The sequence below is a fragment of the Cupriavidus sp. GW822-FHT03E04 genome, assembly GCF_058801495.1.
Window position 1 is genome coordinate 25786 of record NZ_JBXANI010000025.1, and the last position, 18833, is coordinate 44618.

Annotated in this window: 25 protein-coding genes; all 25 read right to left on the minus strand. The window is 64.5% G+C overall.

Going from position 1 to position 18833, the window contains the following annotated elements:
- Positions 1 to 79: 79 nt before the first annotated feature.
- The gene (gene tatC / locus AC1RQC_RS30555; protein WP_492373468.1) at positions 80 to 877 is read right to left on the minus strand and encodes a twin-arginine translocase subunit TatC; all 798 of its coding nucleotides are present in this window, start codon (positions 875 to 877) and stop codon (positions 80 to 82) included.
- A gap of 130 nt (positions 878 to 1007) precedes the next feature.
- On the minus strand, positions 1008 to 1517 hold the full coding sequence (gene tatB, locus AC1RQC_RS30560) for a Sec-independent protein translocase protein TatB (protein ID WP_253931150.1): 510 nt from the start codon (positions 1515 to 1517) through the stop codon (positions 1008 to 1010).
- Positions 1518 to 1668: 151 nt separating this feature from the next.
- Complete coding sequence (gene tatA / locus AC1RQC_RS30565) at positions 1669 to 1905, minus strand: Sec-independent protein translocase subunit TatA (protein WP_043350196.1); 237 nt, start codon at positions 1903 to 1905, stop codon at positions 1669 to 1671.
- A 163-nt stretch (positions 1906 to 2068) separates the two neighbouring features.
- A complete protein-coding gene (locus tag AC1RQC_RS30570; RefSeq protein ID WP_174424911.1) occupies positions 2069 to 2425 on the minus strand; it encodes a histidine triad nucleotide-binding protein in 357 nt (118 codons plus the stop codon).
- A 71-nt stretch (positions 2426 to 2496) separates the two neighbouring features.
- Complete coding sequence (locus AC1RQC_RS30575; RefSeq protein ID WP_174424912.1) at positions 2497 to 2871, minus strand: DUF4870 family protein; 375 nt, start codon at positions 2869 to 2871, stop codon at positions 2497 to 2499.
- Positions 2872 to 2930: 59 nt separating this feature from the next.
- A complete protein-coding gene (locus tag AC1RQC_RS30580; protein ID WP_492373466.1) occupies positions 2931 to 3311 on the minus strand; it encodes a phosphoribosyl-ATP diphosphatase in 381 nt (126 codons plus the stop codon).
- Positions 3308 to 3715 carry a phosphoribosyl-AMP cyclohydrolase gene (hisI, locus tag AC1RQC_RS30585; protein ID WP_043350207.1) on the minus strand — a complete coding sequence of 136 codons (408 nt, stop codon included), beginning with the start codon at positions 3713 to 3715 and terminating at the stop codon, positions 3308 to 3310. Before hisI ends, AC1RQC_RS30580 begins: the two co-directional genes overlap by 4 nt.
- Before the next feature lie 15 nt (positions 3716 to 3730).
- Positions 3731 to 4501, minus strand: a complete 771-nt coding sequence (gene hisF / locus AC1RQC_RS30590; RefSeq protein WP_174424913.1) for an imidazole glycerol phosphate synthase subunit HisF — start codon at positions 4499 to 4501, stop codon at positions 3731 to 3733.
- 78 nt (positions 4502 to 4579) lie between these two features.
- Positions 4580 to 5326, minus strand: coding sequence for a 1-(5-phosphoribosyl)-5-[(5-phosphoribosylamino)methylideneamino]imidazole-4-carboxamide isomerase (hisA, locus tag AC1RQC_RS30595; protein WP_006159658.1), 747 nt, complete (start codon positions 5324 to 5326; stop codon positions 4580 to 4582).
- 89 nt (positions 5327 to 5415) lie between these two features.
- Positions 5416 to 6069 carry an imidazole glycerol phosphate synthase subunit HisH gene (gene hisH / locus AC1RQC_RS30600; RefSeq protein WP_492373465.1) on the minus strand — a complete coding sequence of 218 codons (654 nt, stop codon included), beginning with the start codon at positions 6067 to 6069 and terminating at the stop codon, positions 5416 to 5418.
- On the minus strand, positions 6066 to 6689 hold the full coding sequence (locus AC1RQC_RS30605; RefSeq protein ID WP_043350221.1) for a YchE family NAAT transporter: 624 nt from the start codon (positions 6687 to 6689) through the stop codon (positions 6066 to 6068). Before AC1RQC_RS30605 ends, hisH begins: the two co-directional genes overlap by 4 nt.
- A 122-nt stretch (positions 6690 to 6811) precedes the next feature.
- Positions 6812 to 7405 carry an imidazoleglycerol-phosphate dehydratase HisB gene (hisB, locus tag AC1RQC_RS30610; RefSeq protein ID WP_006159655.1) on the minus strand — a complete coding sequence of 198 codons (594 nt, stop codon included), beginning with the start codon at positions 7403 to 7405 and terminating at the stop codon, positions 6812 to 6814.
- A gap of 4 nt (positions 7406 to 7409) precedes the next feature.
- Positions 7410 to 8510 (minus strand): histidinol-phosphate transaminase, encoded by a 1101-nt coding sequence (gene hisC, locus AC1RQC_RS30615; RefSeq protein ID WP_492373464.1) that lies wholly within the window; start codon positions 8508 to 8510, stop codon positions 7410 to 7412.
- A gap of 87 nt (positions 8511 to 8597) precedes the next feature.
- Positions 8598 to 9935 (minus strand): histidinol dehydrogenase, encoded by a 1338-nt coding sequence (gene hisD, locus AC1RQC_RS30620; RefSeq protein ID WP_174424915.1) that lies wholly within the window; start codon positions 9933 to 9935, stop codon positions 8598 to 8600.
- Positions 9936 to 9968: 33 nt separating this feature from the next.
- On the minus strand, positions 9969 to 10631 hold the full coding sequence (gene hisG, locus AC1RQC_RS30625) for an ATP phosphoribosyltransferase (protein ID WP_150985708.1): 663 nt from the start codon (positions 10629 to 10631) through the stop codon (positions 9969 to 9971).
- 26 nt (positions 10632 to 10657) lie between these two features.
- Positions 10658 to 11908, minus strand: coding sequence for a UDP-N-acetylglucosamine 1-carboxyvinyltransferase (gene murA / locus AC1RQC_RS30630; protein WP_492373463.1), 1251 nt, complete (start codon positions 11906 to 11908; stop codon positions 10658 to 10660).
- Positions 11909 to 12118: 210 nt separating this feature from the next.
- Positions 12119 to 12376 carry a BolA family protein gene (locus tag AC1RQC_RS30635; RefSeq protein ID WP_043352389.1) on the minus strand — a complete coding sequence of 86 codons (258 nt, stop codon included), beginning with the start codon at positions 12374 to 12376 and terminating at the stop codon, positions 12119 to 12121.
- 81 nt (positions 12377 to 12457) lie between these two features.
- Positions 12458 to 13228 (minus strand): ABC transporter permease, encoded by a 771-nt coding sequence (locus tag AC1RQC_RS30640; RefSeq protein WP_416050396.1) that lies wholly within the window; start codon positions 13226 to 13228, stop codon positions 12458 to 12460.
- Positions 13229 to 13284: 56 nt separating this feature from the next.
- The gene (locus AC1RQC_RS30645) at positions 13285 to 14238 is read right to left on the minus strand and encodes an ABC transporter ATP-binding protein (RefSeq protein ID WP_150985711.1); all 954 of its coding nucleotides are present in this window, start codon (positions 14236 to 14238) and stop codon (positions 13285 to 13287) included.
- A 247-nt stretch (positions 14239 to 14485) separates the two neighbouring features.
- On the minus strand, positions 14486 to 14866 hold the full coding sequence (locus AC1RQC_RS30650; RefSeq protein WP_492885565.1) for an STAS domain-containing protein: 381 nt from the start codon (positions 14864 to 14866) through the stop codon (positions 14486 to 14488).
- 55 nt (positions 14867 to 14921) lie between these two features.
- Entirely contained in the window at positions 14922 to 15545 is a 624-nt protein-coding gene (locus AC1RQC_RS30655) for an MlaC/ttg2D family ABC transporter substrate-binding protein (RefSeq protein WP_150985713.1), read from the minus strand.
- A 203-nt stretch (positions 15546 to 15748) separates the two neighbouring features.
- Entirely contained in the window at positions 15749 to 16579 is an 831-nt protein-coding gene (locus AC1RQC_RS30660) for an MlaA family lipoprotein (protein ID WP_492373461.1), read from the minus strand.
- Complete coding sequence (gene mlaD / locus AC1RQC_RS30665; protein WP_043352390.1) at positions 16576 to 17103, minus strand: outer membrane lipid asymmetry maintenance protein MlaD; 528 nt, start codon at positions 17101 to 17103, stop codon at positions 16576 to 16578. The genes AC1RQC_RS30660 and mlaD overlap by 4 nt, the downstream gene beginning before the upstream one ends.
- A gap of 49 nt (positions 17104 to 17152) precedes the next feature.
- Positions 17153 to 17929 carry a lipid asymmetry maintenance ABC transporter permease subunit MlaE gene (gene mlaE / locus AC1RQC_RS30670; protein ID WP_492373460.1) on the minus strand — a complete coding sequence of 259 codons (777 nt, stop codon included), beginning with the start codon at positions 17927 to 17929 and terminating at the stop codon, positions 17153 to 17155.
- On the minus strand, positions 17926 to 18747 hold the full coding sequence (locus AC1RQC_RS30675; RefSeq protein WP_492373459.1) for an ABC transporter ATP-binding protein: 822 nt from the start codon (positions 18745 to 18747) through the stop codon (positions 17926 to 17928). Before AC1RQC_RS30675 ends, mlaE begins: the two co-directional genes overlap by 4 nt.
- Positions 18748 to 18833: the final 86 nt, after the last annotated feature.

Here is an 18833-nt window from a genome sequence, read left to right on the forward strand (position 1 = left end):
ACAGCATAGGTGACGTTTTTCACCATTTTGGTGCAAAAGTTACGACACCAAGCCTTGTTCTCGCCATTCTGCCCGGCCGTCAATCTGGCTGGGCTTCGCTGGCTGCAGCGTCGGTCGCAACGGGCTTTGTGGTGAATCGCGCCATGATCAGCCCCAGTTCATAGAGCGCAATCAAAGGCACCGCCAGCAACAGCTGGGACAGTACATCGGGCGGCGTCACCACGGCGGCAATCACGAAGGCGCCGACGATCACATAGGGGCGAATCTGCTTGAGCTTCTCCAGTTCGACCACACCGAAACGCACTAGCACGATCACGACCACCGGCACCTCGAAGGTAATGCCAAAGGCCAGGAACATGGTCATGGCGAAGCTGAGGTATTTGTCGATGTCGGTCGACATCTCGGCCCCCAGCGGCGCGTTGTAGTGCGCCATGAAATGGAACACCGTGGGAAACACGAGGAAATAGGCAAACGCCACGCCGCAGATAAACAGGATGTAGCTGCTGCTCACCAGCGGCACGATCAATCGCTTCTCATGCTGGTACAAGCCGGGCGCGACGAACTGCCATATCTGGTAGAGCACCCAGGGCAGCGCTATCAGGAAGGCGACCAGCAGCGTCACCTTCATCGGCACAAAAAAGGAGCCGGTGACGTCGGTGACGATCATCCTGCCGCCCTTGGGCAGCGACTCCATCAACGGCCTGGCAAACAGGTTGTAAATGTTCGGCGCCCAGTAGACCAGGCTGACGAACACCAGGATCACGCCTGACGCGGCCTTGACGATACGCGAGCGCAACTCCACCAGGTGAGAGATGAAGGTTTCCTGCGGACCATCGTCTTGCGGGTCTTGGGGATCTTGGGAACGAGAGTCGCTCATGGCGTGGACCGCTCAGCCGGGATGGCTGGCATCGAGGAATCGGTGGCGATACAACGGCACGGCGCGCAAGTCGGAACGCACGACAGCGGTGGCCGGCCGGTTACCGGCGTGTGGACAAGCCCCTTCATGCTCACTCGAAGAAAGAGCGAGCGGGACCGGTGGCGGGACGGTGGCGCTTGACGCGCGCGGCGCCGGACTGCGCCCACACGCGTACATTGTGCTGGCGCTTGTACCACAGGGGCTGCGCGCCTTGCTTGACGCGCCAGCTCTTGCGGCCGTTGTGGGGCTTGTGCGCCGTGTCCCAGGAAGGCACATAGCCACTGGCCGGGCTTGCCCCTGCCTGCGTGCTTGAGTCAGTGCCGGTCAGTGCATCGTTCAGGGCCTGGCCGTGCTCGTGCACTTCCTTGTGGATGGTGCGCTCGACATCGCGCGCGGCATCCTCGAACTCCGTGCGCATCTTGCGCAGTTCGTCGAGCTCGACCTCGCGGCTGACTTCTGCCTTCACGTCATTGATATAGCGCTGCGCGCGGCCGACCAGTGCGCCGACCGTGCGCGCCACCTTCGGCAGCCGCTCGGGACCGATCACCACCAGCGCCACGGCGCCGATCAGTGCAAGCTTGGAAATGCCGAGATCGATCATGCGAGGTTCGGGAGGATGAGGCCGTAACAATGGCCGCCCCGGCCAGCGCGCAGGTCGTCACGCAGGCAAGCGTGGCGAAGCGAACGTGGCCGGCAAGGCATTGCTGCCAGGAGGAGAGACATCGGGCGTGCTGACAAGGGTGGGATCGCGCTTACTGCTGGCGCGACTTTTCCTTGGCTTCGACGTCGATGGTGGTGGTGTCGCGCAGTTCCTTGGCCGGCGCGTCCGGCGCGTCAGCGGGGTTCCCGTTGGCATCCTTCATGCCGTCCTTGAAGCCCTTCACGGCGCCACCGAGATCCTGGCCGATATTGCGCAGCTTCTTGGTGCCAAAGACCAGCATGACGATCACCAGCACGATGAGCCAGTGCCAAATGCTAAACGAACCCATTTTCTGCTCCTGATGAAGCCTGGGGCGGCGCCTTGCCACCCCGGCTTGTTGTTCCGTCACTGAAGGCCATGCCGGGCGACGGTTGCCGGCACGGCATCTGACCGAAGGCCACGCGGCCCGCGGTCCTGCATGGGCTGGCTGCCAGGCTGGCTTGAAGCCGGCTTTAAGGCAGCGGCACCTTCCACTGGTTGCGCGGGCCGCCAAGCACGTGCAGATGGAGGTGGTACACCTCCTGTCCGCCATCCGGGCCGGTATTGATCACCGTCCGGAAACCATTGCCACAGCCTGCCGCGCGCGCCAACTCCGGCACTTTCAACATCATTTTAGCAAGCACCGCGCCTTCGCCGGGTCCGCAATCGGCCAGCGAATCGACATGCACCTTGGGAATGAGCAGGAAGTGTACCGGGGCTTTCGGGTGGATATCATGGAAAGCCAGCATTTCGTCATCTTCATACACCTTGCGCGACGGTAGCTGGCCGGCCACGATCCTGCAGAAGAGGCAATTGTGCGGTGAATTCATGAAAATTTCATTGCGCGCAGCAAATCAGGCTGCGATTTCGCCGGGAACCCGCCGGGATCCCGTCAGAAGCATCAGAAACGCTGATCCGGGTACATCGGCTTGCTGTCATTCAGGTAGAGCCAGCCCTTGACGATACGATACAACATCCACAGGGACAGCACGCCCCATGCCGCAAAGGCCAGCGGTATCAGGAACACCGTGGCAAACAGCACGCCGCCCAGAATGGCCCACGCCACCGACCACCAGAAGGAGCGGATCTGCCAGGCAAAGTGGGAGGCGTAGAGGGTGCCCCGGGTGTCGTCGCGCTTGACGTACCCGACCACGATGGCGATCAGCGCGGTGATGCCGCCGGTCAGCCAGAAAATGGCGTACAGGGCATAAAGAATGTGCGTCAGCTTGCGCAGGCTAGCGAGCCGGTCGTTGTCAGCGGTGATCACATCCCCCATCGTCGTTGCTCCTCAAAGCGGCTCGTAGTTGCGGGTTGCCGGCGGGCCGGCGTGGCTATTCAACTGCCGTCGGCCTTGCGCTGGGCTTTTTCCTCAAGGCCGGACAGGCCTTCGCGGCGAGCCAGCTCGTTGACCACGTCGGCCGGCTTCAGGCCGAAACGGGCGAGCAGCACCATGCTGTGGAACCAGAGATCGGCCACCTCGTACACCACCTTGCCGACCGCCTCCGGACCCAGGCCGGCAGCGCGCGCATCCTTGGCGGCCATCACGGTCTCGGTGGCTTCCTCGCCGATCTTCTTCAGGATGGCGTCGTCACCCTTGTGGAACAGGCGTGCCACGTAAGACTTGTCAGGGTCTCCGCCGTTCTCCGGCTTGCGCGACTCCAGCACGGTGGCCAGGCGGGCCAGCACGTCCGCGCTACTCAAATGTTGTTCGCTCATGGCTTGGCCGCGTAGATAGTGGACGGATCCTTGAGCACAGGCTCGACGGTCTGCCAGTCACCGCTCTCGGCGTCGCCCTCGAACTTCTGGAAAAAGCAGGAGTGGCGCCCGGTGTGGCAAGCGATGCCGTCGTTCTGGGTGACCTTGAGCAGGACCACGTCTTCGTCGCAATCCAGGCGCATCTCGTGCACCTTCTGTACGTGGCCGGATTCCTCGCCCTTGTGCCACAGGCGCTTGCGCGAGCGCGACCAGAACACGGCCTCGCCGATCTCCGCGGTGCGCTGCAGCGCTTCGCGGTTCATGAACGCGAACATCAGCACGTCGTTCGAGCCGACTTCCTGGACGATCACCGGCACCAGGCCGTTGTCGTCCCACTTAACCTTGTTGAGCCACTTCTTTGCCATGTCGGTTCGCCGTGTTCAGATTCGCACCGGAATGCCCTCGCGGGCCATGAATGCCTTTGCTTCGCCAACGGTGTGCTCGCCGTAGTGGAAGATGCTGGCGGCCAGCACCGCGTCGGCGTGCCCCAGCTTGATGCCGTCGGCCAGGTCCTTCAGGCCGCCCACGCCACCCGAGGCGATGACCGGCACGGACACCGCGTCGCTGACAGCCCGCGTAAGTTCAAGGTCGAACCCGCTCTTGGTGCCGTCGCGGTCCATGCTGGTGAGCAGCAGCTCGCCGGCGCCGCGCGCGGCCATCTCGCGCGCCCAGGCCACGGCGTCCAGGCCGGTGGCCTTGCGCCCGCCGTGGGTGAAGACTTCCCAGCGCGCCGGCTCGCCGGGCGCGGAGCTGCGCTTGGCGTCGATCGCGACCACGATGCACTGCGACCCGTAGCGCGCGGTGGCGTCCGACACCAGCTGCGGGTTGGCGATGGCCGAGGAGTTGACGCTGATCTTGTCAGCGCCGGCATTGAGCAGGCGCCGCACGTCTTCCACGGCCCGCACGCCGCCACCTACCGTCAGCGGGATGAAGACCTGGGAGGCCACCGCCTCGATGATGTGCAGGATCAGGTCGCGGCCGTCGCTGGTCGCGGTGATATCAAGAAAAGTGATTTCATCGGCACCCTGCTCGTCGTAACGGCGGGCGATCTCGACCGGGTCGCCCGCGTCGCGCAATTCGACGAAGTTGACACCCTTGACCACCCGCCCGTTGGTCACGTCGAGGCAGGGGATGATACGTTTGGCTAGCATGAGATTCCTTGCCCGCCACGGCGCTGCGCGCATGCGTGGCGCCGGTGGCTGCAATTGTCGCGCGCGAGGCGCGTTGTCTTACTGCTCGGCGCCGAGCTTGTCGGCAAGCGCCTGGGCTTCGGCGAAATTGAGGTCGCCCGAATAGATCGCGCGGCCGCAGATGACGCCTTCGACACCATCCTTTTGCACGCTGCACAGGCGTTCGATATCGGCCAGGTTGGACAGCCCGCCGCTGGCGATCACCGGAATCGTCGCCGACTGCGCCAGCTTGACGGTGGCATCGATATTGATGCCCTGCAGCATGCCGTCGCGGCCGATGTCGGTGTAGATGATGGCTTCCACGCCGTAGTCCTCGTACTTGCGCGCGAGGTCGGCGACTTCGTGGCCGGTCAGCTTGCTCCAGCCGTCGGTGGCAACCTTGCCTTCGCGGGCGTCCAGGCCGACGATGATATGGCCGCCGAACGCCGTGCAGGCATCCTTGAGGAACCCGGGATTCTTGACCGCGGCCGTGCCGATGATCACGTACGACAGGCCGCCGTCGAGCCAGCGCTCGATGGTGTTCAGGTCGCGGATGCCGCCGCCGAGCTGGATCGGGATCTCATCGCCCACCTCGGCGATGATGGCCTTGATGGCAGCTTCATTGCGGGGCTTGCCCACGAACGCACCATTGAGGTCGACCAGGTGCAGGCGCCGTGCGCCCTGCTCCACCCAGTGACGTGCCATGGCGGCGGGATCTTCGGAAAAGACGGTGGCCTGGTCCATGTCGCCTTGTTTAAGGCGTACACATTGACCGTCCTTCAGGTCGATGGCCGGAATGAGCAACATAAGTGTGACGAGCGTGATTGAGTGAAAGAGAAAATTGAGCTAGCCACCGTGGCCGGCCAACTCGGTCCCGAAAAAGCCGCTATCGAGGTTCAGGGATTCCAATGCACGAAGTTCCGGTACAGCTGCAAGCCCATGGCGGCGCTCTTTTCCGGGTGGAACTGCGTGGCAAAAATATTATCGCGCGCTACCGCGCTCGTAAATAAGACACCGTAGTCGGTTTCGCCGGCAATATGCGCCGGATCCTGCGCATGCACGTAGTAACTATGCACGAAATAGAACCAGCTTTCATCGGGGATGCCAGCCCACAGCGGATGGGAGCGTGCCTGCCGCACCCGGTTCCAGCCCATCTGCGGCACCTTGTAGCGTGAGCCGTCCGGCTGGGTCATGCCTTCCAGCTCGAAGCGGATCACCTCGCCGGGCAACAGCCCCAGGCAAGGCGTGCTGCCGTCCTGCGTCCTACTTTCCTTGCTGAAGTCGAACAGCATCTGTTCGCCAACGCACACGCCCAGCATCGGCTTGCTGGCGGCGGCCTCAATCACCGCCTGCTGCAAGCCGGACGCGCCCAGCGCGCCCATGCAGTCTGGCATCGCCCCCTGGCCGGGCAGCACCACGCGGTCCGCCGCGCGGATCGCCTCGGGCTGGTCCACCACCTGTACGTCCGCCTCGGGCGCCGCCGCACGCAGGGCCTGCGCCACCGAGCGCAGGTTGCCCATGCCGTAATCCACAATTGCTATGGTAGTCATGATTTCAAAACAGGCAACAATGTCTTAAGCCCGTCCACAATGAATTCCACGGCCAGCGCCGATAGGATCAGTCCCATCAGGCGCGTACCGATATTGATGCCAGTGCGGCCGATCACGCGCGCGATCGGGTCCGCGGCGCGGAATACTATATATACCACTGCGCCCAGCGCGATCCCGATTCCGACCAGAATCAGCAATTGGTACCAATGCTGGGTCTTGCCGGCATAGACGATCACCGTGCTGATCGAGCCGGGCCCGGTCAGCAAGGGCAGCGCCAGCGGCACCACCGCGATGCTGGCCTTGGCTTCCGCCTCGTCCTCTTCCTCGGGCGTCGCCTTGGTGCGGCTGGTCTGGGCGTTCAGCATGTTCATCGCCATCATGATCATGATGAGGCCACCGCCCACCTGGAGCGAAGCCACCGAGATATTGAAGAACTCAATGATCTGCTGGCCCAGCAAGGCGGAAATACCCACTACCGTCGCCACCGAGATCGACGCAATCTTGATGGTATGCCGCTTTTCTTCCTCGGTCTGCTGGGTGGTCAGGCTGATGAAGAACGGAATGGCCCCGATCGGGTTGATCAGCGCCAGCAGCGAGATGAACGACTTAAGCGTATCCATCGGGTTGGGCTAATGTCGCGCTAATGCCGCGTTGGTGCCGCATCGGCACCACATTGATCGGAAATTTGCCGCCGGCGGCGCAGAACGCGCCGCCATGCGAGGCTGGTGGACGCCGCTAAGGCTCAGCCGACGAGGGTGCCCTTGGTCGACGGAATCGTGTTGCCGGCGCGCGGATCCATTTCCACCGCCATGCGCAGCGCGCGGCCGAAGGCCTTGAACACGGTTTCGCATTGATGATGGGCATTGATGCCGCGCAGGTTGTCGATATGCAGCGTCACCGCGGCATGATTGACGAACCCGCGGAAGAACTCGATGGTCAGGTCCACATCGAAGCTGCCCACCCGCGCGCGGGTAAACGGCACATGGAACTCCAGGCCCGGGCGGCCGGAGAAGTCGATCACGACGCGCGACAGGCATTCGTCCAGCGGCACATAGCTGTGGCCGTAGCGGGTGATGCCCTTCTTGTCGCCAATGGCCTTGGCAACGGCCTGGCCGAGCGCGATGCCGACGTCTTCCACCGTGTGGTGGTCATCGATATGGGTGTCGCCGCTGGCTTCGACCTCCAGGTCGAACATGCCATGGCGCGCGATCTGGTCCAGCATGTGGTCGAGGAACGGCACGCCCGACGCCAGTTTCTGGCGGCCGGTGCCATCGAGATTCAGCGAAACGCGAATTTGCGTTTCCGAAGTATTGCGGGTGACCTCTGCAACACGCATGGTGTTAATCCTGCAACGCCGCCTGGAAGGCAGCGAGAAATTGCGCGTTCTCTTCGGGAGTGCTGACCGTGACGCGCAGACAGTTGGCCAGCAATGGGTGCATTTTACCCACGTTCTTGATCAAAACCTTGCGCGCGAGCACCCCGTCGAACACACGGGCGGAATCGTCGACGCGCACCAGCAGGAAATTGGCGGCGCTCGGGTAGACCGTCACGCCCGGCAAGGCGGCCAGGGCGCTGGCCACGGTGGCGCGCTCGGCGCGCAGTTGCGCAGCCTGCTGGTCCAGCACGTCGACATGCTCCAGCACGAACAGCGCGGTGGCCTCGGTCAGCACATTGACGTTGTACGGCGGGCGCACCTTGTCGATCTGCGCGAGCCAGGCCGGCGCACCGGCCAGGTAACCCAGCCGGATGCCGGCCAGGCCCAGCTTGGACACGGTGCGCATCACCAGCAGGTTGCCGAACTCGGCCAGGCGCGGCATCCAGGTGTCCTGGGCGAATGGCTGGTAGGCCTCGTCGACCACCACCAGGCTCTGGCAGGTCTCGCCCTGGGCGGCGCGCACGATGGCTTCCATGTCATCCGCATCGAACAGGTTGCCGGTGGGATTGTTGGGGTAGGCCAGGTAAATGATGGCAGGCTGGTGCTCGGCCATGGCCGCGAGCATGGCCGCCCGGTCTAGCGTGAAATCCGCCTTGAGCGGCACGCCGACGAATTCCAGCCCGGCAAACTGGGCGGACATGGCGTACATGACGAAGCCCGGTACCGGTGCCAGCACCTTGGCGCCCGGCCTGGCGGCGGCCAGCGACAACATGCTGATGATCTCGTCCGAGCCGTTGCCCAGCAGCACGTCCATGCCCGCGGGCACGTCCATGACCGTTTTCAGGCGCGCGCGCAGCACTTCGCTGCTTGGCACCGGATAACGGTTCAGCGCCACCTCGGCCAGCCGCGCGGCCAGCTCTGCGCGCAGCGCGTCGGGCAGCTGATAGGGATTCTCCATCGCGTCCAGCTTCACCAGACCGTGCGAATCCGGCACATGGTAGGCGCCCATGGCGCGTACGTCGTCACGGATGATGCGTTCGATCAGGGAAGGCTGCACTACGGACATTGGATTACCTCTTTGGTCGGTGGTTGTCGGTGCTGATTGCTGCAATCCGGCCGGGCGCCGAAAAAACCGGAACCCGGCCGCTGTGCCTCAGTTACGCCTGAGGCGATACTCGGCGCTGCGGGCGTGGGCCTGCAATCCCTCGCCATAGGCCAGCTCGGCGGCGATCTGGCCCAGCATCTGGGCGCCCTGCTCGCTCACTTCGATCAGGCTGGAGCGTTTCTGGAAGTCGTACACGCCCAGCGGCGACGAGAAACGCGCGGTGCGCGAGGTCGGCAGCACGTGGTTGGGCCCCGCACAATAGTCGCCCAGCGACTCGCTGGTATAGCGGCCCAGGAAGATGGCGCCGGCGTGGCGGATCTTCTCGGCCCAGTGGCGCGGGTTCTCGGCGGAAATCTCCAGGTGCTCCGGCGCGATCGCGTTGGCGATCTCGCAGGCCTCGTCCATGTCGCGTACCCGGATCAGCGCGCCGCGCCCGGACAGCGAGGCACGGATGACGTCGCGGCGCGGCATGGAGTCAAGCTGGCGGTGGATGCTTTCTTCCACCTGGGCCAGGTAGTTCGAGTCGGGGCACAGCAGGATGGATTGCGCGAGCTCATCGTGCTCGGCCTGCGAGAACAGGTCCATCGCCACCCAGTCCGGATCGGTGGTGCCGTCGCAGATCACCAGGATCTCGGACGGGCCGGCGATCATGTCGATGCCGACGGTGCCGAACACGCGGCGCTTGGCCGCCGCCACGTAGGCGTTGCCCGGGCCGACGATCTTGTCGACCTGGGGCAGCGAGCCCGTGCCGTAAGCCAGCGCGCCAACCGCCTGCGCGCCGCCGATGGTAAACACGCGGTCCACGCCGGCGATCTGCGCCGCGGCCAGCACCAGCTCGTTGCGCACACCGCCCGGCGTGGGCACGACCATGATGACTTCCTTGACGCCGGCCACGCGTGCTGGGATGGCGTTCATCAGCACGGACGACGGATACGCCGCCTTGCCGCCCGGCACATAGATGCCGACGCGGTCCAGCGGGGTCACCTTTTGTCCCAGCACGGTGCCGTCGGACTCGGTGTATTCCCAGCTGTGGCTGCCGCACTCGATCTTCTGCTTCTCGTGGTAGGCGCGCACGCGCGCCGCCGCGGTTTCCAGCGCGGCGCGGCGCTTGGGCTCGAGCTCGTCGAGCGCGGCTTCGAGCTTGGCCGGCGAGATCTCCAGCGCGGCCATGGAGCTGGCTTCCACACGATCGAAGCGCTGCGTGTACTCCAGTACCGCGGCGTCGCCGCGCGCCTTCACATCGGCAAGGATCTGCGCCACGGCGCGATCGATGGCGTCGTCTTCTCCGGCTTCGAACGCCAGTACCTTGCGCAACTCGGCGGCAAAGCCCTGCTCGGTTGAATCCAGCCGGCGGATTGCGAGGTTTTCCATAGAATTTTCGTTCATGACTCCATTCCCCAGGCTCTCTCTCGCGCGGCGTCAGGCCAGCGCGGCGGAGGCCCGTTCAAACGCGTCGAGAATCGGGGCAAGCCGCTCACGCTTGAGTTTGAGGGCAGCCTGGTTGACCACCAGGCGCGACGATATCTGCACGATCTCTTCCACTTCGACCAGGTTGTTGGCGCGCAAGGTCCCGCCGGTGCTGACCAGGTCGACAATGGCGTCGGCCAGTCCCACCAGCGGCCCGAGTTCCATCGAGCCATACAGCTTGATCAGGTCCACGTGCACGCCCTTCTTGGCGAAGTGCTCGCGCGCGGTCTGCACATATTTGGTGGCCACGGCCAGCCGCGCGCCCTGGCGCACCGCGCTGGCGTAGTCGAAGCCGGCCGAGGTTGCAACCGACATGCGGCACTTGGCGATATTCAGGTCGATCGGTGCGTAGAGCCCGGCCATGCCGTGTTCCATCAGCACGTCCTTGCCAGCCACGCCGAAGTCGGCCGCGCCGTATTGCACGTAGGTCGGCACATCGGAGGCGCGCACGATGATGACGCGCACGTCCGGATCGGAGGTGGGCAGGATCAGCTTGCGCGAGGTTTCCGGATCCTCGGTGACATGGATGCCGGCCGCCTCGAGCAGCGGCATGGTTTCGGTGAAGATCCGGCCCTTGGAGAGGGCCAGCGTCAACTGGGTCGGGGAGGGGCTCATCTGCGTCCTTTTATCTTTTCGTGCGCTCAGGCGATGCGGCGGATCTTGGCGCCCACGGCCGACAGCTTGTCTTCCATGCGGTCATAGCCACGGTCAAGGTGATAGATGCGGTCGATCACGGTCTCGCCCTCGGCCACCAGGCCGGCGATCACCAGGCTGGCGGAGGCGCGCAGGTCGGTCGCCATCACCTTGGCGCCCGACAGCCGGGGCACGCCGGTGACCACCGCGGTATTGCCTTCGACCGCGATGTCGGCACCCAGCCGGCTCAGCTCCTGCACGTGCATGAAGCGGTTCTCGAAGATGGTTTCGGTAATGCGAGCCACGCCGCCGGCCACGCTGTTCAGCGCCATGAACTGCGCCTGCATGTCGGTCGGGAAGGCCGGGTATTCGGAGGTACGGAAGCTCACCGACTGCGGGCGCTGGGCCATCGTCAGGCGGATCCAGTCTTCACCGGCCTCGATGGCGGCGCCGGCTTCGCGCAGCTTGTCGAGCACCGTGTCCAGGATGTGCGGCGACACGCCGCGCAGCACCACATCGCCCAGCGTGGCGGCGGCCGCGCACAGGAAGGTGCCGGCCTCGATACGGTCGGCGATCACGGCGTGGCTGGCGCCATGCAGGCGATCCACGCCCTGGATCACCAGGCGGTCAGTGCCGATGCCCTCGATACGGGCCCCCATCTTGACCAGCAGGTTGGCCAGGTCGGTCACTTCGGGCTCACGCGCGGCGTTTTCGAGCACGGTCTCGCCGTCGGCCAGCGTGGCGGCCATCAGCAGGTTTTCGGTACCGGTCACGGTGATCATGTCGGTCACCACGCGCGCGCCCTTCAGGCGCTTGGCGCGGGCATGGATAAAGCCGTGCTCGATGCTGATCTCGGCCCCCATGGCCTGCAGGCCCTTGATGTGCTGGTCGACCGGGCGCGCGCCAATGGCGCAGCCGCCAGGCAACGACACGCGCGCTTCGCCAAAGCGCGCCACCAGCGGGCCCAGCACCAGGATCGATGCGCGCATGGTCTTGACCAGCTCGTAGGGAGCCTCGGGCGAGTTGACGTCGGCGCCGTTGAGCGTCACGCGCGTGCCGTCCTGCTCGGCCTTCATGCCCATCTGGCGCAGCAGCTTGAGCGTGGTACCCACGTCCTGCAGCCTGGGAACGTTGTCGAGCGAGAGGGTGTCGGCGCTAAGCAGTCCCGCGCACAGGATCGGCAGCGCGGCGTTCTTGGCGCCGGATACGCGGATCTCGCCTCGCAGCGGGCCATTGCCCTGGATCTCGAGTTTGTCCATGTTCTTTCAATTCCGGCCGGCCGCCCGCTGGCGTCCGGCATGTTTCATTACGGTCCGTGGCGGTGCGTCAAGGCGCGCCGCCGCAGCATCTGATACCCGTGGGCCGCCGCGCGAGTGGCGCGGACCCTGATTGTCATGTCCGGCCTGTCGGGCGGCCAGCTTGTTGGTCCGTATTTATTCGTGCGAGTCCGCCTTGTTCCGGCGCTTAGCTTACTGCTTTCCCTCGCCCGCCTGCGCCTGCCATTCGGCCGGCGTCAGCGTCTTCATCGACAGTGCGTGGATCTCGGCGCGCATGCGGTCGCCCAGCGCGGCATAGACCTGCTGGTGCCGCTGGATCAGGCGCTTGCCGTCAAACTGGGCGCTGACGATGGTGGCAAAGAAGTGCTGGCCGTCGCCCTCCACTTCCAGGTGTTCGCAGGACAGCCCTTGGGCGATGTAGTCACTGACTTGTTGGGGTGTAGGCAGCATGATGGTCTTTTCGCGTTGATTCGCTTACGGTTCCGGATCTGGATAGATGGGCTCTTGGCGTTCTGCTCTTGTGGGTAGCGTTCAGTGGCGCAGCTTGTAGCCGCTCTTGAGCAGCTGCAGCGCGACCGTGGCAAGCACCACGAAAGCCGTACCCACGACTGCGAGGCTGAAGGCCGGCGCCACGTCGGAGACGCCAAAGAAGCCATAGCGGAAGCCGTCGATCATGTAGAAGAACGGATTGGCGTGCGACACCGCTTGCCAGAAGGGAGGCAGCGAGTGGATCGAATAAAACACGCCGGACAAGAAGGTGGCCGGCATGATCAGGAAGTTCTGGAAGGCCGCAAGCTGGTCGAATTTCTCGGCCCAGATCCCGGCGATCAGCCCCAGCGTGCCAAGGATCGCCGCGCCCAGCACGGCAAACACCAGGATCCACGCGATGTTGGCGAAATGCAGGTTGGCGAACCAGGCCGTCACCAGCAACACGCCCAGGCCCACGGCCAGGCCGCGCACGATGGACGCCACCACATAGGCGCCGAACATTTCCCAGTGCGACAGCGGCGGCAGCATGATGAACACCAGGTTGCCGGTGATTTTGGACTGGATCAGCGACGACGAACTATTGGCAAAGGCGTTCTGCAGCACGCTCATCATCACCAGCCCCGGCACCAGGAAAGCGGTATAGCTGATCTGGTCGTACACCTTCACGCGGTTCTCAAGCACGTGGCCGAAGATCAACAGGTACAGGATCGCGGTGAGCACCGGCGCCGCCACGGTCTGGAAGCTGACCTTCCAGAAACGCAGCACTTCCTTGTAGAGCAGCGTGCGAAAGCCTACCAGCCCTCCCACCGCCATCGGCGCAAGGTGGGTGTTGATGGCGTCCTGCGTGCCGTCGAATTCGGTTGGCATCTTCATGCTGCAGCCTCCACCGCCGTATCCGGCAACGCGCCCGGCATGTGACCTTCGCGCCGCATGATCTGCACGAACACGTCCTCCAGGTCTGCCTTGTTGATTTCCATGTCTTCGATTTCGCAGCCGGCCTCGCGGCAGGCGGCCAGGATCGGCTCCACCGCCGGGTAGCCCGACAGCCGCAGCCGCACCGCGCGTTCGCCCGGATTGGAGGAAGGCATGCGCAGCGGCTCAAGCGTGGCCGGCAAGGTACCACGGGAAAATGTCAGCGCCAGCTGCAGCCCGGCGAACTGGCTCAGCAGGTTGCTGGTGCGGTCCAGCGCCACCACCTCGCCGAACTTGAGCATGGCGATGCGATCACACAGCGCCTCCGCCTCTTCCAGGTAGTGCGTGGTCAGGATGATGGTGTGGCCCTCGCGATTCAGGCGTGAAATGAACTTCCACAGCGTTTGGCGCAACTCCACGTCAACCCCGGCGGTGGGCTCGTCGAGCACGATGACCGGCGGCCGGTGCACCAGCGCCTGGGCCACCAGCACGCGGCGCTTCATGCCGCCGGAGAGCTGGCGCATGTTGGCGTCGGCCTTGTTGGTGAGATCGAGGTTGGCCATGATCTCGTCGATCCAGTCGTCATTGCGGGTCAGGCCGAAGTAGCCGGACTGCAGGCGCAGCGTCTCGCGCACCGTGAAGAAGGGATCGAAGACCAGTTCCTGCGGCACCACGCCCAACATGCGCCGCGCCAGCCGGTAATCGGACACCACGTCGTGGCCGAGCACGCTGACGCTGCCGGAATCGGCACGGTTCAGGCCCGCCAGGATGGAGATCAGCGTGGTCTTGCCTGCACCGTTGGGGCCGAGCAGGCCGAAGAATTCGCCCCGCTCGACGGTGAAGCTGACGCCCTTGAGCGCTTGCAGGTTGCGGTAGCGCTTGCGAACGTCTTTGAGTTCGATGGCTTTCATGGCCGGATACTGTTTGGCAGGCGCGTAGGGCTCTTGTGGGCTCGCACGCCGGCCTCCTTGAAATGGCGGGGACCGCCTGGGTGCTTCGACCGTGTCTTGTCCGTGCCTTATATGCCGGAACGGTCGAACAACCCGGAATTATAGGGGATGCGGGAGCAGTCCCGCTTTGAGCGCGAGGCGTGGCGCGAGCCATCGCCCGGGCATCGCGGTAGCAAGCGCAGATCAGCAGCTTGCCACGGATGCCGGTTCAATGTCGGTGGGAAACGGTGTCTTGCGTGCGCCGCGCGCCCGTGGCACCCGCCTGGGCGCCGAATTGCAGCAGGGAATCGACGCCGTACAGCGTGGCCAGCTCAGCCAGCTGGGCCGGTACGCCGACGAACACGAGCGACTGGCCGCGGCTGGCGGCATCGCGCTGCCAGGCCAGCAGCACCGCGACGGCAGCGGAGTCGACCTGGGTCAGCTTGCCGCAGTCCACCTGGGCTTCGCCCTGGGCCAGGCGTGCCAGCCCGTCACGCAGCACGGCGGCGGCGTTGCGGTTGGTCAGCGAGGTGTCGAGCGAAAGCATCTGGCAGCGGTCCGGGGATGCGGGTCTGGAAAAAAGCACTCCCGCGGGTGCGGGAGTGCTCATTGTAGAACACTTCGGCCAGCCATGCTGAGCCTGCCGCTCAGGCAGGCTCGCAGGCTCAGTTCTTGGCGTTGGCGAGCTGGCGGTTGCGGTCCTGCAGCGTCTTGATCACACCGTCCACGCCCTGCTGGCCCACGATGGTGTTGAAGCTACCCTTGTAGGCCTCGGTCAGCCAGGCGCCCAGCACGTTGATGTCGTAGACCTTCCAGCCTTGCGGGGTCTTCTCGAGGCGGTAATCGAGCTGGATCGGCTCGCCCTTGTTGATGACCTGGGTGCGAATGGTGGCATCGGTATCGTCCGGGCTGCCGCGGTACGGACGGAACTGCACGCTCTGGTCGCGAATCTGCGCGATGGCGCCCGAATAGGTGCGGATCAGCAGGGTCTTGAACTCGTCGGTGATCTGCTTTTGCTGCTCGGGCGTGGCCTTGGACCAGTTGCGGCCCATGGCGATCTGCGTGGTCTTCTGGAAATTCGCGTTGGGCAGGATCTTCTGCTCCACCAGCGCCGAGATCTTGCCGATGTTCCCGGCCTGCATGTCCTTGTCCGCCTTGACCGAAGTCATCACGTCGCTGACCACGGCCTTGACCAGCCCGTCGGGCGTGCTGGCATCCTGCGATTGGGCGTGGGCGGCGCCGGAAAAGGCAACCACGGTAAGAAAAGGCAGCAACAGTCGCTTCAGCATATTTCGTCCTTATCAATTCGATAACGCAGGGACACCGAGGTACGGCATCCTAGCGCGTCCCGGCACCAAGGCCGGCAATGGTCATGCGCCGAGTTGGAGTTCGGGCAAGGCCTGGGAGTTCGCGGTGCCGGAGCTTCCGACACCACTTTTTCATACTTTGTTGCACCACTCACAGCGGCGACACGAGCCGCGGCAAAACCCACTCAGCGCAGACGGAAATTGCCGATATTGCCGGGCATCTGCACTGGCGGCGTGGGTAGCGCCTGGTTTTCCTGCGTGGCATCCGGCGGCGGGGTGGTCGGCACGGTATCGTCGCTCTCCGGCGGGTTGCCGTCATAGATCTGGTACTCGCGGCGCTGCAGGTACGCATCGCGCATGAAGGCGTACTTGTCGAGCGCCGCCATCTCGATCAGGCCCGTGGCGCCAAGCAGCGAAGCCCGGGTGTTGACGACACGCACCCCGAACAGCGAGTTGCGCAGCCACACGGGATCGATATACGCCGACGGATCAATCTGGCGGTCGACCAGCATGCCAGCGGTATCGCGCACCGTGCTCGGCCCGAACAGCGGCAGCACCAGGTACGGGCCGGCCGGCACGCCCCATACGCCCAAGGTCTGGCCGAAGTCTTCCTTGTACTTCGGCAAGCCCGCCGGCGTGGCGATGTCGATCAGCCCGCCGATGCCCAGCACGCTGTTGATGGCCACGCGCATGGTGTCTTCCGCGGCGCGGGTGGGCTTGCCCTGGAGCAGGTTGTTGACGGCCGAGTAGACATCGCTGACGTTGGAGAAAGCGTTGTCGATCGCGGTGCGGATCGGCGATGGAACGTAATCTGCGTACACCTGGGCAACCGGGCGCAGCACGGTCCTGTCGACGGCGTCGTTGACCTTGAAGACTTCCCGGTTGAAGGGCTCGATAGGATCCTTCGGGTTGGCGGTCGGGCCAGTGGCGCAACCTGCCGCCAGCCATGCAACCGATGCTGCCAGCAAGCAGTTTCGTCCCACGCGCCAGCGCGCGGCAGCACGCCTGCCGGTCATTTCACCACCCCCGCCGCGCCGCTGGCGGCTCCAGCGGCAGCGCCGCCGGCATTGTTGCCGCCCGCCCCGGCATCGGCGGCCTTGTTATACAGGAACTGCCCGATCAGGTTTTCCAGCACCACGGCCGACTGCGTCATGGTGATGCGCGAGCCTTCAGCCAGCATGGCGGTGTCGCCGCCCGCCTCAAGGCCCAGGTACTGCTCCCCGAGCAAGCCCGAGGTCAGGATCTTGGCCGAGGTGTCCTTGGGAAACTGGTAGCGCTTTTCCAGGTTGAGCGTCACGGTCGCCTGGTAGGTCTTGTCGTCGAAGCGGATATCCGCCACGCGGCCCACCACCACGCCGGCGCTCTTGACCGGGGCGCGCGGCTTCAGGCCGCCGATATTATCGAAGCGCGCCTGCACCGAGTAGGTGTCCTGGAACGACAGGGCACTCATGTTGCCGGCCTTGAGCGCCAGGAACAGCAGCGCCACGAAACCCGCCACAACAAACAGCCCAACCCAGAAATCGAGTGTATTTCTTTTCATCTGCGTCTCTTCTTCAAGTACTCCGGCTCCGCCGACCGCACCGGCCAAGTCAGCTGAACATCAGCGCAGTCAGCAGGAAATCCAGCGCCAGCACCGCCAGCGAGGCAATCACCACGGTGCGCGTGGTGGCATGCGATACGCCTTCCGGCGTCGGCTTGGCCTGATAGCCCTGGTACAACGCTATAAACGTCACCGCGACGCCAAAAATGAAGCTCTTTATGACGCCATTGAGCACGTCATTGCGAACATCCACCCCGTTTTGCATCTGCGACCAGAACGCGCCCGCGTCCACGCCGATCATCTGCACCCCGACCACATAGCCACCAAGGATGCCAACGGCGCTGAAAATTGCCGCCAGCACCGGCATGGCAACCACGCCAGCCCAGAAGCGCGGCGCGATCACGCGCTGTAGCGGATTGACCGCCATCATTTCCATGGCGGTGAGTTGCTCACCCGCCTTCATCAGGCCGATCTCGGCGGTCAGTGACGTGCCGGCGCGGCCGGCGAACAGCAGCGCCGTCACCACCGGGCCCAGCTCGCGCACCAGCGACAGCGCCACCAGCAGCCCTAGCGCCTGCTCGGAGCCGTAGCGATTTAGCGTGTAATAACCCTGCAAACCCAGCACGAAGCCGACAAACAGGCCTGAGACCGCAATGATCACCAGCGACAGGTTGCCGACAAAGAAAATCTGGTCGCTCACCAGCCGGAAGCGGCGCAGCAGCGCCGGAGACATCGCCAGTACCGTGAAAAACATGCGCGTGGCATGACCCAGGCCGCTGACCGACTGCCGCACCGCGGAGCCGATGCTCGTGAAAAATCCCATCATCGTCCCGCCCCGCTCACGAAGTCCTCGGCCAGCGACGGCCCCGGATAATGGAACGGGACCGGGCCGTCAGGCTCGGCATGGACGAACTGGTGCACGAAGGGATCCGTCGAGGCACGCAGGGCCTCGGGCTCGCCTTCGGCGGCAATGCGGCCATTGGCAATGAAATAGACGTAGTCGGCGATGAGAAAGGTCTCGTTGACGTCATGCGACACGATGATGGTAGTGGCCCCCAGCGCGTCGTTCAGGCTGCGGATCAGTCGCGCGGTCAGGCCCAGCGAGATCGGGTCGAGGCCGGCAAAAGGCTCGTCATACATCAGCAGGGCTGGATCGAGCGCGATCGCACGGGCCAGTGCCACCCGGCGCGCCATGCCGCCGGAGATCTCCGACGGCATCAGCTCGCGCGCGCCGCGCAGGCCGACGGCGTTGAGCTTCATCAGCACCAGGTCGCGGATCATCGACTCGGGCAAGTCGGTATGTTCGCGCAACGGGAAGGCAACGTTGTCGAACACGGAGAGATCGGTGAACAACGCACCAAACTGGAACAGCATGCCCATCTGCCGCCGCACTGCGTACAGGTCATTGCGGTCCAGGGTCGGGATATTGGCGCCGTTGAAGAGCACCTGGCCGCTCTGCGGCCTGACCTGGCCGCCGATCAGGCGCATCACGGTGGTCTTTCCGCAGCCGGAGCCGCCCATGACGGCCACCACCTTGCCACGCGGGAAGCGCATGCTAAGGCCCGACAGGATTGGCTTGCCGCCCGCCGCATAGGCGAAATCGACAGATTTGAGCTCGACGAGGTTTGAGGCGGAATCGGTCACGTTGGCACCGTGTTAGGCAGTCCGCCATTATAAGGGCTACTACCTAGCGCTGCCCGAGGCAGTGTGGCGCAATCCACATCCACTCA